19 protein-coding genes are annotated in these 18261 nt (G+C 57.6%); 9 read left to right on the top strand and 10 right to left on the bottom strand.

The window, feature by feature from the left end:
- Positions 1–11: 11 nt before the first annotated feature.
- Entirely contained in the window at positions 12–650 is a 639-nt protein-coding gene (locus FV139_RS01315; RefSeq protein WP_148066443.1) for a TetR/AcrR family transcriptional regulator, read from the bottom strand.
- 367 nt (positions 651–1017) lie between these two features.
- Positions 1018–1839 carry an SDR family oxidoreductase gene (locus FV139_RS01320; RefSeq protein WP_148066444.1) on the bottom strand — a complete coding sequence of 274 codons (822 nt, stop codon included), beginning with the start codon at positions 1837–1839 and terminating at the stop codon, positions 1018–1020.
- Between the two features lie 523 nt (positions 1840–2362).
- On the opposite strand from FV139_RS01320, the gene FV139_RS01325 reads away from it, so the two are divergent.
- Together FV139_RS01325 and FV139_RS01330 are read left to right on the top strand one after the other, a co-directional pair.
- Positions 2363–4615 carry a TonB-dependent receptor gene (locus FV139_RS01325; RefSeq protein WP_148066445.1) on the top strand — a complete coding sequence of 751 codons (2253 nt, stop codon included), beginning with the start codon at positions 2363–2365 and terminating at the stop codon, positions 4613–4615.
- A gap of 113 nt (positions 4616–4728) precedes the next feature.
- Entirely contained in the window at positions 4729–5454 is a 726-nt protein-coding gene (locus FV139_RS01330; RefSeq protein WP_148066446.1) for a sterol desaturase family protein, read from the top strand.
- 97 nt (positions 5455–5551) lie between these two features.
- Here FV139_RS01330 and FV139_RS01335 read toward each other — a convergent pair whose 3' ends face one another.
- Both FV139_RS01335 and FV139_RS01340 read right to left on the bottom strand, forming a co-directional pair.
- Positions 5552–7279, bottom strand: coding sequence for a DUF3604 domain-containing protein (locus FV139_RS01335; RefSeq protein ID WP_235898470.1), 1728 nt, complete (start codon positions 7277–7279; stop codon positions 5552–5554).
- 230 nt (positions 7280–7509) lie between these two features.
- A complete protein-coding gene (locus FV139_RS01340; RefSeq protein WP_148066448.1) occupies positions 7510–7878 on the bottom strand; it encodes a VanZ family protein in 369 nt (122 codons plus the stop codon).
- Positions 7879–8033: 155 nt separating this feature from the next.
- On the opposite strand from FV139_RS01340, the gene FV139_RS01345 reads away from it, so the two are divergent.
- From FV139_RS01345 to FV139_RS01360, 4 genes are all read left to right on the top strand, one after another.
- Positions 8034–8387: a hypothetical protein gene (locus FV139_RS01345; protein ID WP_148066449.1), complete on the top strand. Its 354-nt coding sequence runs from the start codon at positions 8034–8036 to the stop codon at positions 8385–8387.
- The gene (locus tag FV139_RS01350; RefSeq protein WP_148066450.1) at positions 8380–8970 is read left to right on the top strand and encodes a hypothetical protein; all 591 of its coding nucleotides are present in this window, start codon (positions 8380–8382) and stop codon (positions 8968–8970) included. The genes FV139_RS01345 and FV139_RS01350 overlap by 8 nt, the downstream gene beginning before the upstream one ends.
- 69 nt (positions 8971–9039) lie before the next feature.
- On the top strand, positions 9040–9690 hold the full coding sequence (locus tag FV139_RS01355; protein ID WP_148066451.1) for a hypothetical protein: 651 nt from the start codon (positions 9040–9042) through the stop codon (positions 9688–9690).
- A gap of 106 nt (positions 9691–9796) precedes the next feature.
- Entirely contained in the window at positions 9797–9967 is a 171-nt protein-coding gene (locus tag FV139_RS01360) for a cysteine rich repeat-containing protein (RefSeq protein ID WP_148066452.1), read from the top strand.
- A 39-nt stretch (positions 9968–10006) separates the two neighbouring features.
- Here FV139_RS01360 and FV139_RS01365 read toward each other — a convergent pair whose 3' ends face one another.
- The 5 genes from FV139_RS01365 to FV139_RS01385 form a co-directional block, all read right to left on the bottom strand.
- A complete protein-coding gene (locus FV139_RS01365) occupies positions 10007–12088 on the bottom strand; it encodes a hypothetical protein (protein WP_148066453.1) in 2082 nt (693 codons plus the stop codon).
- Between the two features lie 85 nt (positions 12089–12173).
- On the bottom strand, positions 12174–12542 hold the full coding sequence (locus tag FV139_RS01370; protein WP_148066454.1) for a hypothetical protein: 369 nt from the start codon (positions 12540–12542) through the stop codon (positions 12174–12176).
- A gap of 30 nt (positions 12543–12572) precedes the next feature.
- Positions 12573–13595, bottom strand: a complete 1023-nt coding sequence (locus FV139_RS01375; protein ID WP_148066455.1) for a hypothetical protein — start codon at positions 13593–13595, stop codon at positions 12573–12575.
- Between the two features lie 342 nt (positions 13596–13937).
- Complete coding sequence (locus FV139_RS01380) at positions 13938–14294, bottom strand: YfeK family protein (RefSeq protein ID WP_148066456.1); 357 nt, start codon at positions 14292–14294, stop codon at positions 13938–13940.
- Positions 14295–14304: 10 nt separating this feature from the next.
- Positions 14305–15069, bottom strand: a complete 765-nt coding sequence (locus tag FV139_RS01385; protein WP_187276347.1) for an endonuclease/exonuclease/phosphatase family protein — start codon at positions 15067–15069, stop codon at positions 14305–14307.
- A 517-nt stretch (positions 15070–15586) separates the two neighbouring features.
- Between FV139_RS01385 and FV139_RS01390 the strand changes: the two genes are divergently transcribed.
- The 3 genes from FV139_RS01390 to FV139_RS01400 all read left to right on the top strand — a co-directional run bounded on the left by FV139_RS01390 (position 15587) and on the right by FV139_RS01400 (position 16823).
- The gene (locus FV139_RS01390) at positions 15587–15886 is read left to right on the top strand and encodes a type II toxin-antitoxin system Phd/YefM family antitoxin (RefSeq protein WP_148066458.1); all 300 of its coding nucleotides are present in this window, start codon (positions 15587–15589) and stop codon (positions 15884–15886) included.
- Positions 15883–16278, top strand: coding sequence for a type II toxin-antitoxin system YafO family toxin (locus FV139_RS01395; protein ID WP_148066459.1), 396 nt, complete (start codon positions 15883–15885; stop codon positions 16276–16278). Before FV139_RS01390 ends, FV139_RS01395 begins: the two co-directional genes overlap by 4 nt.
- A 230-nt stretch (positions 16279–16508) precedes the next feature.
- The gene (locus FV139_RS01400; protein ID WP_148066460.1) at positions 16509–16823 is read left to right on the top strand and encodes a helix-turn-helix domain-containing protein; all 315 of its coding nucleotides are present in this window, start codon (positions 16509–16511) and stop codon (positions 16821–16823) included.
- A 767-nt stretch (positions 16824–17590) separates the two neighbouring features.
- On the opposite strand, the gene FV139_RS01405 is transcribed toward FV139_RS01400, so the two are convergent.
- Positions 17591–18229, bottom strand: coding sequence for a hypothetical protein (locus FV139_RS01405; protein ID WP_148066461.1), 639 nt, complete (start codon positions 18227–18229; stop codon positions 17591–17593).
- Positions 18230–18261 lie beyond the last annotated feature (32 nt).

Here is an 18261-nt window from a genome sequence, read left to right on the forward strand (position 1 = left end):
GATAACACCCCTCATCCATCGTTTCCGGCCGGATAAAGGTAGGATTCAAGGGTGCGCGACAGCATCCCGAGCTGGAAACGGGTGTTCAGGTCCACGTTTTCGAGCATGCCGTCTATGACAAGGCCGGACAGAACGATGTAGGTATGCCGAATCAGGTGGCGTAAGGTTTCGTCATCGACCTCGGCGTCGGGAAAAACGGTTCGCCATAACTCAACCAGTTGCAGCTGCTGACGCTCAAATGTCTCCGGATTGGTGAACTCGCTATCCTGAAAACGCATGGCGAGCGCAATCTCCAGTGCGATTTTATATTCACTACCACGATAGAACTCCCAGCATCGCTCGACGTATCGCTGGATACGCTCTGACCGGGTGCCCTCTGACCTGGGTATCTCGATCATGAAATTGATGTATTCGGTACTGCACTGTTCGAGTACCGATAACAGGATGCCCTGCTTGTCACCAAAATGATGCTGTGCCACACCCCATGAAATACCGGCGGCCCTGGCAATGCGTGTTGAACTCGCAGCGGCAAAACCGCCGTCCTCGATAAGCTGCTTCACCGCATCGAGAATTCGGTTCTTCGTGTTCAGGCTTTTTTCTTCCTGTTTACCCACCGGCATTCCTTTCTCAATAAAGGTGCGTGTGGCCACGATCAAGAACGGACCTCACGCTGCCACTCTTTGAATGTCCGACCAGACTACCTATTAAAATAGTCGTGAACAACTATTTTTTTAAATTTCCCGCGACACTTGCAAAGACACCCGGACAGGCGCCACCAACACGACCAAACTTGTAGTGATCGCGGCAAGATTCAAGGGACGCAATGAATAAAGGGGCTCACTACTCCATCGGGGTCGCGACGGAGTAGAGCCCGGAGACGTGGCTACGCTACAAGAGCGCCGATATTGCGAACTCAGACCAGATAGCAAAGACCGCGAACGCTACGGCCAAATACCGCCGATAATTTATCCTTCACGGGGCAATGACGTCATCCCCCAGAGGTTATACGGGTATATCTCAGGACAATTGGAGAAGATTATCCCGCTGCCCCATACGCACTTCGGCGCAGTAACCGAAGTCGACAGGCAGGTTATTGCCGCTGACGAAGCTCGCCAGATCGCTGTTCAGGAGCACCAGGGCTTTACCCATCTCCTCACCCGTAGCATAACGGCCATTGGAAGGCAGGAATAATTGCACGGCTTCCTCTGGCACCTGGCCATCGCCTTTCAACTGCTGCATGAAGGCGCTGTCTGTGGGCGAAGGTGAGATACAGTTGATCCTGATGTCGCGGGCAGCGAGTGCCTTGGCAGAAGACATCGTGTACACGATGATGCACTGTTTGGAGAAGCCGTACCCATCGCCATAGGTACCTGCGTTCTCGGTGAGCCAGTTACGCGCCGCCTCAATATCATTCTCCAGCGCGAGGAAGGATTTCACGCACTCCAGATTCCCGTGCCACCCCATGCCCGCGGTCGATGCAATGGAGGCGATGGCCCCGCCTTCGACAATACGCGGCAACAGTGATTCGGTCAGATAGCGCAAGCCCGCAAAATTGATCAGCACCGCGTCTTCCGGCGAGAATGGAGGACTGGGCACGCCCGCGCAATTGAACAGCGCATCCACTGTCTGAGGCAGTTCACTCAGCACTGCTTCTATGGAGGCAGCATCTTTCATATCCACCTTGAATGACTGCGCCACCGGCACTGTCACATCTGCAATGTCCAGCGCGTAAACCTGGGCGCCGAGGTCCACCAGCAACTGCGCGGCCGCCTTCCCCATCCCCGATGCGGCCCCCGTGATAACAACCGCCTTACCCTGATAGCCCAGGAATTCACTCATTGCGTCTCTCCGTTAGTAGCCTGTTCCAGATTAGATGAGGGTGTGCAGGCTACCTGCCGAGCACCCTTCGCTGATTACTGCCATTTTCAAAGGTACCAACTTCCATGCCCGTACCGCGTCGTAACTGGTCCGATTTTACATACTCACTACAATCATTTGTGTGACCACGAAGGTCTTCACCGGCGTAAGCGGCGGGGCGGTACAAGGCCGTGCCCTCCGGCGAGCCCGTTAGATGACAGCGTATCGGAAAGGACTGCCAGCGGCTGTCCACCAAGGCATTAAATAAGGCGTTAGAAAGGCCCGATAAGATCCCCAGTCAGGAACCAGACTAAAGCCCTCCCAATACCTTGCTGAACGGTAAGCCACGCATTAGTATCTCGATCCATTGCACTTAAAATGTATATAAGAAGCAGAACGCTTACAGTGGTTGTAAAAGACGCCGCCTACTAGAACATTTTGGAATAATAACGGTAGCGGTAATCTCCTGGCCTCGCGCCATACTTCCGGACGTAAGGGTAAAACAATGATAAAACCGTTGCACAAAACCGTACTCTCCACCGCCATTCTGGCCTGCATGGGTTTACCTGCCCAGGCTCAGCAGAGTGAACTGGTGCTGGAGGAAGTCATCGTAACCGCCCAAAAACGCGTGGAGACCCTGTCGGAAACACCGATGACCGTCAGTGTGATGACGGCCACCCAGATTGAACAGTACGGCGCCTTCTCGCTCAATGAGATCAATAACCTGACGACCGGACTCGCCATCAGTGGTAGCGGGGTCGATTACGACCTGGCAGTGCGCGGACTGGGCAGCGACCTGAATGCCCCGCTAACCCCCAGATTGACGTTCTATGTCGACGGCAACTACTTCGCTCAGCCCCGCGGTATACTGACAGGCCTGTTCGACATCGGACAAATAGAAGTACTGCGCGGCCCCCAAGGCACACTGTACGGACAAACCTCGCCCGCCGGGGCAGTCACGATTCGCTCACAAAGTCCCAACCTGTCTGAAATGGACGGCTACATCCGCCAGAGTTTCACTGAGCATGATGGTTCCAACACCCAGTTTGGCGTCTCCTTGCCGATCATAGAGGACAAACTGGGTGTGCGCCTATCTGGACTCTACGACACCAACGAGAACCCCGACGTCGAGAATGTCACGCTCGACCGGCAGGCTGAGAATGAAACCAGGGCGTTCCGGGCCGTGGTCGCGTGGGAAGCCACCGACAGCCTAAGCCTCCGCTTTGCTTACTGGGACATCGAGGATAACAACGATATCGACCCCATGGTGCAGGGTAACGGTTTCGATGTCGACGACCGGATCGCGGTAGCTGACAAGGATTCCTTTATAGAAAATACAACGGATTTGTTATCAGTCGAGGTCAATTACAACTTTGCGAACGACCTGGAACTTACCTTCATAGCCAGTGACCAGAACAACCGAATAGTCCGTGACTACGACGAAGATGCCTCAGAGGTCCTGTCCACCAATGTGATCGTCGACTCCAACGTTGATGACGTCCAAACCTATGAACTGCGACTGGCCTCCCAGGGCAACGATCTCTGGGACTGGACCATCGGCGCATTCAATACCACAACCGATTCACTCACCGAAGTCTATGTGGATACCTACTTGGCAGTTGCTCCGGGCCTAAACGTTTTTGCGGACATTGCCAACCCGGCTTACCTGGCGAACGAAACAAAGGCGATCTTTAGCCATAACTCGATTTACCTCAGCGACAAAAGTACTCTGACGATTGGTTTGCGTTACAGCGAGTCGGAACGCGACGGCAGGCAGCCGTTCACCGGAAGCTATTTTCTGCTACTGCCCGACGGTACCCAGCTACCTGTAGGCGGTGCTGAACTGGAGGGTATTCCTGCGGAGTTGCGCACTGACGAGTACGACGCCATCACCGGAACCTTGAAGTACCAGTACCAGTTCACGGATGATCTAATGGTTTACGGTAGTTATGACCGCGGCTGGGTCGCGGGGAATGTCAACGTTGCAAGGACTATCATTCCACCGGTTTTCCTGGCTTTTGATGACGAAACTGCCGACAACTTCGAGTTGGGTTTCAAATGGGAGCTGTTTGGCAGCCGCGGTCTGTGGAACTTCGCGGCGTACTATCAAGTCTACTCGGACTTCCATCGCAACGCCGAGCAGGTTTCCTACCGAACGGTTGATGGCAGTGTGGATCTCGAATCACCCGTCGTAACGGTCGATGAAGCAGAGTCCTACGGTTTTGACTCTGACTTTACCTACCTGCTGGCACAGAACTGGACTCTTCACGTCGGCCTTAGCTACAACCAGGCCGAGCTGACCGACGCCAGGAATACGCCTTGCACCAATGGTGAACCGATTGGTGAGGAGATCTTCTCGTTCAACACCTGCGATCTCACCGGGGAGCGCGCTGGGGCCGAGCCGGAGTGGTCCGCCAACCTGGCCTCGGAGTACTCTCACACTATTGGTGACAAATTGGAATGGTACCTGCGGGGCCTGGTCAATGCCGAAAGTGAGTACTACTCCCTATCGGAACGCAAGGACCTGGACAGCTATAGCAAACTCGACGCCTATCTCGGCTTCCGATCAATATCAGGCAGTTGGGATGTAAACATCTGGGTGAAGAACCTCACCGATGAAACCGCGGTGCTGAAATCCGAAATTCGCGGTGACATTCCGGACTACGCTGCCGGCACCCAGGTGTCCAACCCTTACGTGTGGATAAGACGCTCGCTGGACCCGCGTACCGCAGGCGTGACGCTTAGCTACAATTTCTGAATCATATGCCACTATCCGCCTGATCGGCCCCTACGAGTAGATCAGGTCTTCACGCTGATTGCACAACACCATGGTTTCGCGAAGTGGTAGTGGCTTGATTACGAGCAGCAAATATGGACACTTTATTTTCGACTTTCTGGAGTCACTATCACTGGGAGGCAGCGCTGGCTTCCCTGGTTGCGATCGTTCTGATCAACAAAGTACTCACCTGGCTGGTATTCAGGCACCCGGATGTTCAGCGCATGTACGCACTCAACCAGCAGGAGGACAGCAAGAAATGGAAGCTGGAGAAATATCCCCCCATAGTCAACGCCGGCAAGAAGGTAGGCCTGGCCTGTAACGTCATTTTTTTTACACTGATAGTGCCTTTCAGCGCCAGCCTTCAAGCAGAGGCGCTTTGGCATGTTCTCCTGGATGTCGTACTGATACTCATGGTCTACGATTTCTTTTACTACTTCGTCCACCGCTTCCTGTTTCATGGCAACGGCGCGATGCGCAAAGTGCACGCCGTCCATCACCAGGCGAGAAACCCCACCTTTATCGACGCCAGCTACGTCCACCCGCTGGAAACATTCATCGGCCTGGCGCTTTACCTCGGTACCGTGCCGTTACTGGCAGCGATTACCGGGACGTTCAGTGTCGCCACGGTCGTAGTCACCTACCTCATTTACGTACGCCTGAACCAGATCAACCATGTCCATCTCGACCTGCCCAGGTTTCCCTTCAAAACGATGACCTGGGCAGCGCAAAAACACCACGTACATCACGAGAATATGCACAAGGGCAATTACGCCACCATCACCCTGTTTTACGACAAACTGTTCGGCACCTACGAATAGGCTTCCTCGGGGTTGCGCCGGGAACTCGTGACACGACCAGCACCCCGCTAGTTGACGCGTACCAAACCCCTATAGCGCTCACATTACGCGCCATACCTTATTCCGGTTGATACCAAACGGCTGAGGTGACGGCGCGCTCCTGGAGGGTGGAAGGCTGGGGTGGTTCGATCCCGAGTTTCACCGCGTCGTAAGTCGAGTAGCGCGGTGTGGGAATCTCTACGGCCCGCGCATAATAAAACGCCTCCTGCGCCGGCTCGAATTCCGGGTCAGACCACTTCACGGCGAGCTGCGTAGAGCCAATCGAATTCTCAAAGCCAGGCACCGCGAGATCCACGGTACTGCCTACCGGTTCAAAATAGCCGTCATCACCTCGCTGACGTCCCTGACCCGCAGCGACATCAAAAACCTTCTCGTGAGAGCGCCCCTGCTGATCGACCCACCCCTTGATCACCTGCAGGCGGTCCAGGTTCGCTCCGTCTGGATCGCGCTGGGCCCAGAGCAGGAATTGCGGCGACGTGGCGCTGCCCCGCGACCGCAGCACACCGCCCATGGGGACACCCTGCGCATACGCCATGGCGACCCGGTCGGGATTGCTGACAATATCGTCCGCAAACTCCCAGCCAGCAAAGAAGCGCAGTTGAATACGCGGTCCACTGGTAGCGTAGGTTTCCTTGCGACGGAGCGCATCAAAAATCGCTTCACGGGTATTCTCAGTGGCCCAGACAGCAGCCAGGCCGCCGGAACCCCAGGCGCGCATCGGCCTTGCCCGGTCTGGCAGCAGGAAGGCCTCGTTGCTGCGGATTGCGGCAGTACCATCGAACATTGGCAGCTTGCCGTGATGATTCGCTTCGTCTGGTGTGGAGCTCGAGTTATGACTGTCGCTGCTGCCGATCACCCCGAACTTATAGGGGTTGAAGCCCTCGCTATGGGAAAACTCCAGTCCGGTGCGCAGGGCATGGCGGGCGTAGCTGCCAGCCACCCTGGAGTTTTCCGGATCATCCTGGTTGAACATCAGTTCGAAGTCGGCAAATCCGTCACCGGGCGACAATTGCGGATGGGTCTCGGAACTCCCCTTCACCTGGAAAATTTCACTGACGGGTTCATTTCTCAGGCGCTGGGCTGCATAGGCAGCGTCAAACGGTTCACCTGAAAGGGTCACCGTGTCGTACATCTTGCCATTGCTGATGTTGCCGTTATGCGGGATTGCCAACACACCGATGCCCTGTTCACGCTGGGCGTCGAGCGCATCCCACAGGTCTTCCGGGTCGAACGAATCGAGTGCCGAATAGGGAAGTTCTGGCGCCCTGGAGCCGCGATAGACAACGTTACGGTGAAGTGTCTGTTTTTCCGGCTTGGAGCTCCATTCATAGGCCACCAGAGTCGTAAAGGTGCCCGGATCGTAATGCCGCTCGGCAGCGTCGATGGTGTCCTTCCAGGCATTGCGGGAAATCACCTCGTGCCCCGGTATGTTGAATATTTCGTGGCGCCGGTTCACATCCTTTACCGTTTGTATAAAGGCCCACGTCAGCCCGATAGGCCCGTCATTCAGCAGGCGCTCGCGTAGTGAGCGCTTTTCCAGGGCGTGTTCGATATCGCTGAGGCCTGCAACACCCAGATATTCGGCGTGATCCGTTACCGCCGCAAAATCCAGGGGCCGGGCAATCCGGATGGGGTACCCCGCTGCATGGGGAATCGTGCCCCCGCGTGTGAAGGTGTAGGCATCGTCGGGGGTTGTGCGCACGCCATTGATCCAGGCGTCCATCGACAGGCTGGTATGGATATGCAGATCCCCCCACAGCAGGTTTCGATTCTCATCGAAGGCCACGGGCTCTTTGGGGGGCGGTGGCAGAGCTGAGGCCTCGCTGTATTCCGGAAACAGTGTGGGGTCTTCAACCGGGCCGCACCCGGCTGCCAACCCAACTATTACACACAAGAAATACCTGCACCCCGTCATGCTCACCACCCGTCAATTCAAACCGCCCCTATAGTAAGCGATGTGGTTGTCAGAGGCTACATTACATTCCTTTAACTATGTTTTATTGGCGTATCGACTTGCTACTGCGAGGACACTAGCAACCGCGGCCTGACCGAGAGGCGCCAAACCAGTGCCGCCAGCGCGACCCCAATGAGATTGGCCACCATATCCAGCAGACTGAACTCTCGCTCCACTAGCAAGGCGCCCTGCAGGCACTCCAACGCGACGGCCGCCACGGCGGTCCATATCCAGTAGCGTTTCTCGCACAGGCCAGGAAATACCGCGAAGCAGCCGCTGAAGGCCACCGCGAACAGGGCGAGGAAGTGGCCGACCTTGTCCGAGCCATGCTCCAGGCCGACCGGAGGCTGAGGTGTAAAGACTGCTATCAGGACCACCGCCCACAAAAAAAGATAGACCAGCCAGGCGAGCTTTCTGAGTGTAGGTGTCATAATCCATTCCACCGTCCGGGTCCGGGGCAGACTAGCACGCTGCGCTCACAGTTTCAGCGTCGCAGTCATCCCATCCTGCCGTTGCTGCGTATCAGACCCTCACCCGCATAAAGCACTATGCTTGACTACTGAAACCACCACTGGAGTCAAACCTAATGACACGAGCCCTGTTCACCCTGCTACTGTGCACCCTGCTCGGCGCCTGCGCCCAATACGAGAACCGCCGCGGCGTAGACGTAAACTGGAGCCCCGCACAACTGGGCGACATCACCGTGGGGAAAACCACCCGCAGTGAGGTGCTCAAGCGCCTCGGGCCGCCCTCCCAACTGATCGCCCTCGAAGACGAGACGGTGCTGTACTACCTGTTCGAACACGCCCAGGGGGAAGGCCTGATCCTGGTGGTCTACAACCGCTTTGAAGTGAACACCCGCTACGACCGCGCCGTGTTCATCTTCGATGAACAGGACCAACTGGTGGATTACTCAACCTATGTACAGCAGGATGACTGACTTCAGGAAGGCCCTGGCAGTATTCAGCCTGCTGACGCTGGCTGGCTGTACCCGGTGGAACTACCAGCTGGGGTCCCCGCTTGCCGGCACGGCACCGCCGGCACAGGGGCAGTCAATGGCGGAAGTTCTGACCGCACTGGGCCCCCCCCTGCGCCTGAGCAGCACCCCCACCGGCTATGTCATGGGCTGGGAGGCCTGGCGCATCCAGGAGAACAGCGTGGGCTTCAGCCTCGGGGCCATGGGCGCGGACTTTCTCTCGGTGGACTGGGGCGACGCCAGAATCGCGGGGCAGTTTATGGTGGTGAGCTTTGACGCTGAACGACAGGTCACGGGGGCAGCCTACGCAGAGTGGGACAACGACGGTGGCGGCGGCACAGCCGTGCAACCCTTCGTGGGCCTGGCGGACGTGGTGGAAGTAGAGGACCTGCTGGACCCGCTGCCCCAGACCTGGTGGGGGGGCACTCTCCTGCAACGCCTGCCGGAGGCACTCAACGCCCAGGCCCGCCCCGACATGGGCAGCACGGGAATTCAGCAGCGCGGCACCCCCAACGGGATAGGCCAACAATCCCTGGAACTCGACTGACAGATTGCGCCCCGGATGAGACAGCCCGGCTGGCTGGCTCTCGGGGCGCAGCCTCCCTATACTGCGTCGATGAAAACACTACTGCCCATTGCCGCTGCGGCGACTCTGCTCTGCGCCTGCACAGACGGTACCGCCCCCTCCTCCGGCACCGAAACCAACACCGCCTCACCATCAACAGGACCAAGTGCTCTGCAGTGCGAGGCAGGGAACAACCTGCTGGCCAACGCGGAATTCGCCACCAACGTTGCCGGCGCCGCACCGCCCTGGATGAGTTCGCAGCATGCGGGAGAGAAATCCTTCGAGCTGACGCTGGCCAATGGCACCGCCAAAATCGAGAAGATCGCCACCCAACCCTGGTTCACCCTGAGCCAGGGCCTGCAGGCCACACCGCTGCGCGGCCAGACCCTGGAATACAGCGCCGAGTTGAAGCTCGACCTGAACGAGGAGGGTGTCAATCACGGCTTCAAGGTGGGCGGTGGCCTGATGATGACCCTGCGCGGCGACCCCGACCCGGTCATGGGTGGCGACCGCCTGCTGGCGTCGGAGAAGTTCGAGCACGAACCCCACATGGGCACCTGGGACTGGACCCCCGTGACCCTGCGCTTCACCGTGCCCGAGAACGCCACCAGCGTGCGACTGGGCTTTGCCCAGTACGCCAATGGCTCAATGGAGATTCGTAAGCCTGCGCTCTATCGCTGCTCGGCCGTAGACCAGGACTGACTCACCATCACGAAGCGCGTGGTCGCCGGAGGCAGTAACTGCGGCGACAGAAGCTTGACCTGAGTATTTTTCGTATGCCCCCTCCTGGGCTCGACTATAGTTTCCGATGTCAGCGCGCGAGGAGATCGACCCCAGCGCCAGATACGGCTCGGAGCTGCAAACCCACTGCAGCGATATCGAGATGGGTGGAGGACAGGTGATGGCATGCCTGGAAGCACACGAAGCAGAACTGGGCGAGGGCTGCAAGAGCGCCATCGCCCAGACGACTGCAGAATGAACGGTGTCAGCGGGAAACGCTCACACCGCTGCCTTCGGGTTACTTGACCCGGACCACCGTGGTGGCGGTGGCAGAGTCCAGCACCTCGCCTGCCGAGGTGACAGTGACAGTCCACTCCACGTCCTGGGCCAGGTCAGGCGCCGTCCAGTCGTGAGTGAAGCGTTCTGACTGGCCCGGCTCGATACCGTCGAAGGTGCCCTCGATGTAGGTGCCATCAGAACCCTCGATAACGTAGCTGCCATCGCCGACGGCAGGCGCGTTATCGCCGATCAGGATTTTCACCGCGATCGTGTCGACATCACCCGTGAAGGCCTTGCTGGGCACTTTAAACTGCTGGATGGTCGCCGTGGTAATCGGCGTCACCACCTCCTCGAACTCGTTGATCACCAGCTGCGCGGAGTACAGCGCCGTCGACTTACGGTCACCCTTGATATACACCGCAAGGTCAAAGTCCGTCGTCATCGGCAGTCCGTTGGAGGTAATGGCGATACAGTCTTCATCGACGTCGCATTCCCGCACCACAGTCACCAGCGGTTCGCCAAATTCATCCCGCGGCAGGTCGATCCAGCCCTGGGAATAGCGCAGCGGCGAGTTGTCTTCGCCACCCTCCCAGTCCAGCAGGTTGATGACGGTGGTCACCGGTGTACCCACCTCGTACTTGATATTGTCGTTGCTGAACGGCGGCGCACTGCACTCTACCAGCGGGATCTCCAGGCCGGGAATATCCTGGCCAAACTTGTTGGCCTTGAGGCGCCAGCGCGGCCCTGAGACCAGGCGCAGTCCCTGGTTTGTCATCTCCTCCGGAGTGAGCGGCAGTGGATATCCGGTAAAGTTGAAAACGTCCGTTGCATCCTCTGCCACATAGGACCATTCGAAAGGGTCTCGGTCGATCGTGGTGTAGTAGGCGTTGGTATAGGCTGACACGAGATCAGCAGAAAACCTCTGTGGCGGGTTAATTCCCGCCAGAGGGTTGGGGTCCGCAAAATAGGAGTTCTTCAGCACTGTTCCGGCCCCGATCTCGGAGGGGTCGGTCGAGCCTTCCTCGGACTCCAGATAGTCGCCGTCCCCCTCGTAGCAGTCCCGCGTGGACACCCAGTCGCCGCTGCCCGTCACCTCATAGGACGGCTTGCGGCCGGTTGCCGATTCGTTTTCCAGGTCTTCCGGCCGCAGCTGGTCATTCGGGTTGTTGGTGATCCAGTGCGTCACCACCAGTTTGGCACTGTTGATCTGGTAGTTGGCGCCCTCTTCCTTCCACGCCTCCGGCAAGGGGATGCGTGCATACAGGCGAACGTCATTCGGGCGCTTGATCAGGCTGCCCCAGCGATACAGAGGTTTGCCGTCATCCTTCAGAGTCACGGAGTAATCCGTGCTGGTGGCGATATCGTTCAATACCGTGGTGTTATCGTTGGCCGCTATCTGGTCTCCGGGGGTGGCGCTGGTCAATAAGCCTCCCGTCGGTTCACCATTCACCAGGATGTTCAGCAGGTCATCCAGTTCGGCGCCAGCACAGTCGTAGGAGGCCGACCCGTCCGGAAAACTCAGGACGGCCTGGGTTCCCGTTGTCGGGTCAGCAAAAAAGTAAGGGACAACCTCATGGCAGCTCAAAACGTGCTCCATGACAGTGTAGTGCTCGGTGGAACATTTGATGGAGGTTCCCCCCAGTCCCTGGCACCAGGTACCCAGCGGTGGTTTGACCTTGTAGGTATCCGTGGCGGCGTTGGAGATTTTCAGGCCGATGAGTTCGCCGGCCTCGGTGATATTGCCGACGAAGCCTTCCTGGTAATCGTTATCGAGGGATTTTTCCTGGGCGCCGAGAAAGTCGACCACGTTGAAGCCGAACTCCGTATCTACCGGATACAGCATGACCCCTTGCTTGTCGGTAAATGGCGCTACTTCCGCTGGACAAGGGACATCCAGGCCACAAATCGCCCGGGCATCAGGCTCGCCAATCGCACCACCGTAGGTCGCCCCGTCAAAATCACTCTGCAGGTCGTCAATGCTGAACACATGGACGGGAGAGCTATAGGGTGCCGCAATGTCCTGCGCGCTAGCCCCGGTTACAATCAAAGCGGAATTGAAAGCAGCGATGGCCACTGCCAGTGGTTTGTAAGACTTATTCATAGCTGGCTTCCTCCTGCGGAAGTGCGTTTACTTCAATCTCTCCCGCCTGTAGCGGGAATGGGTTATTCGTCAACCGCCATGCGCCCTACCGGCCTTTGCCTTTGGGCCGGTTCTTGTCGCCCGCAGGTATACCCTTACCGTCACCGCGCTGCCCCTGGCCGTATTTGCCCTCGGTACAAGGCATCCCGGCCCCAGGCTGGCCACCGGTGCCGCGGTTACCACAGGGCGCATTGACCCCGCCTGACTGGGACTGGGTTCTGGCGAGATCCCGATAGCGGGACTGGATTTCCTGGCGTTCTTCCACAGTGGCGGCCCGCTGCCACTGCTGCTGGTATTCCTCTCGCTGCTGCGCCGTGAGGCCTTGCAGCGCCGAGTCCCCCGAAGGTGGCTCAGCCACCGCCTGAAGCCCGTGCAATACCAGCCCGACTGCCAACATCCACCAGCGCTTCATCATTACCGTCTCTCCGGGGGCACTCGCCCCGTTTCAAAAATTGCCGCCTGACATAACGCCAGTGAGGTTCTGCTGCAACTGCAATACACCGCTGCTGCTGTATACCTGGGTATCGATGGTGAAGCTGATCAGGCCCTTGGCCGGCGCAATCCAGAACTCACTTCGTTCGGCCACACTGGTATCACGACGGAATTCGTCGTAGGTCACCAGGTACTCATAGTGGTCAGTGATAATCACCCGGTAGGCGGGCAACTCCACCGCTCCGAGCTGGTGCGGTTCCAGGGCATAGCGCTCGACGACCCGGCTACCCTGTGTGATTGGTCCGGAGGTATGGCCGCCGTACATCAAGTAGTAGTCATGGGTAGACAGCGCCGTGGCGAAGGCCGGTGAGGGTATGGACAGGACGCCCAGGGTATCGGTGGCCTGGTCGAGGTAACTATTGCCATCGGCGTCCTTCAGGTCGAACAGCGCACCCTTGCTGTCCTGGAAAATGGCAGTGACAGACTCTTCCACCACGCCCGAGTCTTCCAGGGTGACTCGCCACTGGCGCTCCAGCACCTCTTCATCGACTCCGGCCACCTCCAGCGGCGCGAATGCCATACGAATTGCCACGGCAGTCGACTGGGCCGGGTCGGCTCCGGGGCCGCTGCGCTCCAGCGTCCCGTCAAATCGTGCAACGTCCCCCGCCTGGTAGCGACGGATGGCATCCCCTTCCAGAAACTGGGGTTCCAGGTAAAACACCTCATCCGATGCAAGGAACTCCATCAGTTGGTCATTGCCTTCAAAACCGCTGGTCAGGAGATGGCAGGGTTCAAGACTTCCTCCGCACAACAGTCGCCACCCCTTCTTCCAGCCGGCAAACTGGTAGCCCGCTTCCGGAGTCGCCGTATAAGTCTCGTCGAAGTGGATGTCCGCAACCTCTACAGCGCACTGAGAGCCGCTTTCACAGAGCAGGCTGCCTGACATGGACGCCACCTCACCGTGTTCGGGTACCCCTACCTGAATACGGCAGGCGCTCAGCGCTGCCACAAGGATCAGCAAAAGACCTGCGCGCACCGTCTGGCCACCTCGTCGCACAGGACGGGCAAATGGCCAACCCGCCTCCAGACGCAAGTCGCCGAACGTCGTCATTTTTGAGTGCATCGCCATGTACTGCCCCGCTTACAAAACCAGCCACATGCATATAACTTATAGCTATATGCTTATACCTTATATTTCATATTAGTAAGTTCTAATGGTTTTGCAATTGACCTGGATCAATTTTTTGTGACGAACCAGCGTTTTCCAGCGCGCTTTTATCAGACGGCCGGATTGCATATCGGCCATCGCCGCCGATACGGAATGGCCTCGGGGAAGTGACTGAGAGGTAATACAGGTACTGCGGCAGGCTGGCTGCCGCTAGTGGGAAACCGCCGGATCCCGCAGGGTGGTGAGCGCCGCGTACAGCCACTCGCCGGAGGGTTGCGTGACCCCTGCGCAGGTGACCGTGTAGGGTTTCCCGGTCCAGGAGCTCTCGCTGGCCAGCCTGTCGATAAACTGCTCTGCGCTGCCGACATACTTGCCGGCACGGCGGTACTTCAGGCGCAGGTGGTCAGCGGCGTCTGCCGCGCTGTGGTCAGTGCCGTTGCGGTGAAAGGTACAGCCGCTGGTGGCCACGAACTGCAGCAGGTGATCGATCTCGGCCTCGTAATCATCACCCGCAGTGACTGCTGTCGAAAAGGCGAGCAAAAGGCACAGGAAAATCATTCGACGCATCGAGTCCGCCTCACATCGTCAGTTGCAATCGGGCTCGGAGCATATTGTGATCAGAGCTGCGGACGGGAATGACCTCCGTATGCAATGCCGCGAGGCCACGTACAAAGATGTGGTCCAGCGGTCTGCCGAAAGCGGTGGTGCGCAGGTCGGGCTCGAAGCCCAGCGGCTGCAGCCCGTACCGGGCAAGGGCGGCATCGACCAGGGTCTGGCGAGCGTCGCTCCAGGTATTGAAATCCCCCGCCAGGATCACCGGCCCACGATGATGGGACAGCAGGGTTTTCAGTGGACGCAACTGCTGGCGCAGGTCCTCGGTTCCCAGAGTGAAATTGACGGCGTGGAGATTGATCGCCAGCAGCCGCTGGGAATATCCCGACAGCGCATGCTCGGTGACTGCAGCGGCCTTGGGGGTGCCCAGCCAGGGCTCGAGGCGCGTGAAATTGCACTGCATGGTGGGGGCGTGGGTACTGAGGGTCATGACACCGGTCTGCAGGTCGCCACTGGTATAGCCCTGGGAGAATGACTGGTAAAGAGGCGCGTTGGGGCGCACTTCCGCCAGGTTCGCGAACAAGGCAGCCTCCTGCACGAAGGTGAGCTGGGTGTCTCCGGCGAAGGTTGTCAGATCATCCAGCCATCCCGGATTGCCGCTTTTCTGGATGTTCCAGCTGGCTACGTTCAGGGGAAAAGATAATTCCTGACCCAACGCAACCGGCATGGTCCCCAGGTGGCGCGCACAGCCTTCCACCGCACCTTCCAGCTCCTGTGATGTCGTCGACACAGGGGCGGCCTGAAGGCTTCCGGCAAGCAACATGGCCAGTACCAGTCGGGCCGGCGTGATTAGGCGGGGAGTTGTTCTCATAACCGTGATTCTGGCAGATCAGGGTCCTGCGGGACATGACCGGGGGCGACGTCGGCGAGTCAATTGTGGCGCACCGGGTCATGGTGTGAAGCGGATTATCGCAGCCACCTCGAAATGCCCAGACTCCACATAAACAAAAAAAGCCCGCACTAGTGTGCGGGCTTCTCAAGACGCTGAAATTTCAGCGATATTTGGTCGGGAGGGCAGGATTTGAACTATTAGGCGGAAAACACGACCCCTTATAAATCAACAACTTACGAAATCCCGCATTCCCAGAAATGACCGTGATTTACTCATCTGTGCCGACACTGTGCCGACAGCCACCTGGCGTAAGCTGTGCTTGACGGTGATATAGGGCGCCCTATAATGCGGACACATAAGTGTGCACCATCTAGAACATTATTGTGTACATCAACCCGAACTAGGGAGATATGCCATGAACATTCAGGCGCTACTGGCAGAGGAAACCATTTCCATCACCAAACTGCGCAGCCAACTCGCCAAGGTGCTTCAACGCCCCGGTCCCGTGGCGGTGCTGTCGAACAATGAGACGGCGGGCTATGTCATCAACGCGGAGGTGTTCGCCCGGTTGGTAGCCGCAGCGGAGAAAGGCGAACCGGGCATCCGCGCCCAGTTCCAGCCAACCAGTGCCCGCCTGCGGGAAATCACTGGCCGCAGCGCTGAACTACTGGCCAACGCCAGCCCCGAGCAACTGGACGAGTTTGAGGCGCATTGAGCACGATATACACATCACCGATGCTAACCGGGGCGCTGACGACAAAGGAGAAAGCCGCCCTGGTCGCCGACTTCAAAGCCTACGTTGAAGGCTCGGCTATTCACCACTTCGGCCGCGACGTGCCATACGACCACCCGCACACCCCGCGCAAGGTTCTGGAGCACGGTGTGCGTCACATCCACCTGTTCGACCCGGCAAAGCCCTGGCGGCAGGAAGCCCCACCCTTCCAGAAGACCAGTGATATACATCTGGTCTATTGCACCGGTCAGTTGGATGAAAGCCGTTACCTACTCATGGCGATGCTCGCACCCGACGGACACACCAAAGCACTCAACCGCAACGTGATGGCCAAACTCGGAACCATGGCCGAGAAATTCAGGCTTAGGTATTGAGTCACCTGAGCCCCTACTTTCAGCCCCGGCCGATAGCCCTCTCCCCCATCACCAGCCGTAAACTTTTGGTTTACTTTAATGTCAGATCCGACATAAATTTGCACGCCATGAGACTAAGAGACAAACACTCAGCTGACTAAACTGAGAGGTCAAGATTCCCCTTTTCAAGAAGTGCCAGGATCGTAGTGGACGGTCCTGCGCCTGCAAGGAGCGACTGAGGAGATACGACAATGAAAACCGCTAAGCGCAAAAAACTGGAGACCGCCGGCTGGTCCGTGGGTGACGCTGCGGACGTCCTCGGCCTCACACCGGAAGAAGAAACCTATATCGAAACCAAGCTGGCACTGGCAAAGAAGCTCAAGGCCGTCCGACAATCCCACAAGCTTAGCCAGGCTGCGTTCGCCAAACGCATCCACTCAAGCCAGTCCCGAGTGGCCAAGATGGAAGCGGGTGATCCGTCCGTCACCATCGACCTGATGATGCGATCTCTGTTTGCCGTGGGGGTCTCACCCAAACAGATCGGCAAAGTGTTCTCTACCGCCTAAAGTCCATGGGCTCAAATTGGAGTACATACAAAAACAGCCAGCAGACTGAATGTCTAACCGACTGTTTTTAAAGAGGAATTTGGTCGACGGCACCGCATGAAAAACCAACATAACGCATTGATATAGAAGGATTTTTTATTATTAAAACCCACCTTATACCGTCATAAATACCGACACTTCCTATTTTTGCCGATATTAGAACTCTCAGAATTGTGATGCAGGTCACACTTACACGGCCACTTACTGAGCAGCATCCCGCACACGGTCTATCTGCTCCCGGAGCCGGTCCAGCCTGCGCTCCTCTCGCTCTATTTTGTCCCGATATTGCTCATTAATTGCCCGCATCTCAGTAGCGAGACTTTCCTTAAGCTGGGCGCCGGCCAGGTTGTTGTTGGCGTAGCCGCTGCGTCGCGTCAGGGCAGCAACTTTTCGATCACGCTCACGATGCAACGCATCAATACGATTCTCTGCACGGTTAATCTCCCGCTCAGCAGACCTTATCTCCCTGTCTGCCGCTATTCGGTCCCAAGTGTCCCCTGAAGCTCCGGGGGCGCTCGGCTGTGCTGAGGGCTGCTCTGAGGGCTCGCCGCCCCCTGCCTGTGCACCAAGTGTCTGCGGGCCGGACACGGCGCCCTTCACTGCGTTGTCACCGCACGGGCGCTGGCTAAATACCGGCTGCCCCCACTGGTCCTTGCACTTATAAAAACTCGTTTGGCCTACTGCCGGCACCGCGGCCAGTAGTATCACTACCCCTAGAATGCCCTTGTTCATTTTAGTCCTCTGAGCTTGGATAAAAATTGCGGGGATATCTGCGCTCGAAGTGGCGCAGCCAATGGCACATTAGAGGTATCTACATTGAATGACTCCTCCAGAATTTGCATTGCTCTTAACCTCGGACCATCTGGCAGTTCTTTGCCGTCGTACATATCAATAAGCGCATCGTCCGAGTCGAGGGCAATCCAACCGCCGCCCTGGATATCGTGCCACTCAAAGGTTCCGTAGAGGACATGGGCAAAGTGGCCTCCGGTGCTTCCTTCGCTTGCCCAACCATGCCCGATGAATACAACACCACCTTCGATATCGAATACGTGCGAGGCTGGATAGCCAGATACCAGCAAAATTCTACCTTGGGCGCTCACCTGTCCAGGGGACAGCGGCTCTCCGGTTTCAGTCTCCAACAACAGAGCACCCCGAAAAGCATCTGGAAAGCCGTTAATCAGATGTTGCTGCCGTTGTGGCGATTCAGCGGAATTGATTTCATCTACTTTTTCTTGAAGCCAGTCGGCGACTAATGCGCTAGCAGACAATTTAAGACCAACGCCCCCATTTGGAGAGGGAAGCGGCTTTGAATCGAAACCGCCACTGCCACCGGTAATTTTCGTGAACTCAATATCTTTGTCTTCCATGACACCGCGGCTCCGCGAGGACCGGAGCAACA

This window comes from Parahaliea maris (genome assembly GCF_008064665.1).
Taxonomy (GTDB): domain Bacteria; phylum Pseudomonadota; class Gammaproteobacteria; order Pseudomonadales; family Halieaceae; genus Parahaliea; species Parahaliea maris.

Bases quoted from the DNA above. Each gene is read 5' to 3' on its own strand.
- FV139_RS01320 (WP_148066444.1), bottom strand. From the start codon at position 1,839: ATGAGTGAATTCCTGGGCTATCAGGGTAAGGCGGTTGTTATCACGGGG.
- FV139_RS01325 (WP_148066445.1), top strand. From the start codon at position 2,363: ATGATAAAACCGTTGCACAAAACCGTACTCTCCACCGCCATTCTGGCC.
- FV139_RS01330 (WP_148066446.1), top strand. From the start codon at position 4,729: ATGGACACTTTATTTTCGACTTTCTGGAGTCACTATCACTGGGAGGCA.
- FV139_RS01340 (WP_148066448.1), bottom strand. From the start codon at position 7,878: ATGACACCTACACTCAGAAAGCTCGCCTGGCTGGTCTATCTTTTTTTG.
- FV139_RS01345 (WP_148066449.1), top strand. From the start codon at position 8,034: ATGACACGAGCCCTGTTCACCCTGCTACTGTGCACCCTGCTCGGCGCC.
- FV139_RS01350 (WP_148066450.1), top strand. From the start codon at position 8,380: ATGACTGACTTCAGGAAGGCCCTGGCAGTATTCAGCCTGCTGACGCTG.
- FV139_RS01355 (WP_148066451.1), top strand. From the start codon at position 9,040: ATGAAAACACTACTGCCCATTGCCGCTGCGGCGACTCTGCTCTGCGCC.
- FV139_RS01360 (WP_148066452.1), top strand. From the start codon at position 9,797: ATGTCAGCGCGCGAGGAGATCGACCCCAGCGCCAGATACGGCTCGGAG.
- FV139_RS01365 (WP_148066453.1), bottom strand. From the start codon at position 12,088: ATGAATAAGTCTTACAAACCACTGGCAGTGGCCATCGCTGCTTTCAAT.
- FV139_RS01370 (WP_148066454.1), bottom strand. From the start codon at position 12,542: ATGATGAAGCGCTGGTGGATGTTGGCAGTCGGGCTGGTATTGCACGGG.
- FV139_RS01380 (WP_148066456.1), bottom strand. From the start codon at position 14,294: ATGCGTCGAATGATTTTCCTGTGCCTTTTGCTCGCCTTTTCGACAGCA.
- FV139_RS01390 (WP_148066458.1), top strand. From the start codon at position 15,587: ATGAACATTCAGGCGCTACTGGCAGAGGAAACCATTTCCATCACCAAA.
- FV139_RS01400 (WP_148066460.1), top strand. From the start codon at position 16,509: ATGAAAACCGCTAAGCGCAAAAAACTGGAGACCGCCGGCTGGTCCGTG.
- FV139_RS01405 (WP_148066461.1), bottom strand. From the start codon at position 18,229: ATGGAAGACAAAGATATTGAGTTCACGAAAATTACCGGTGGCAGTGGC.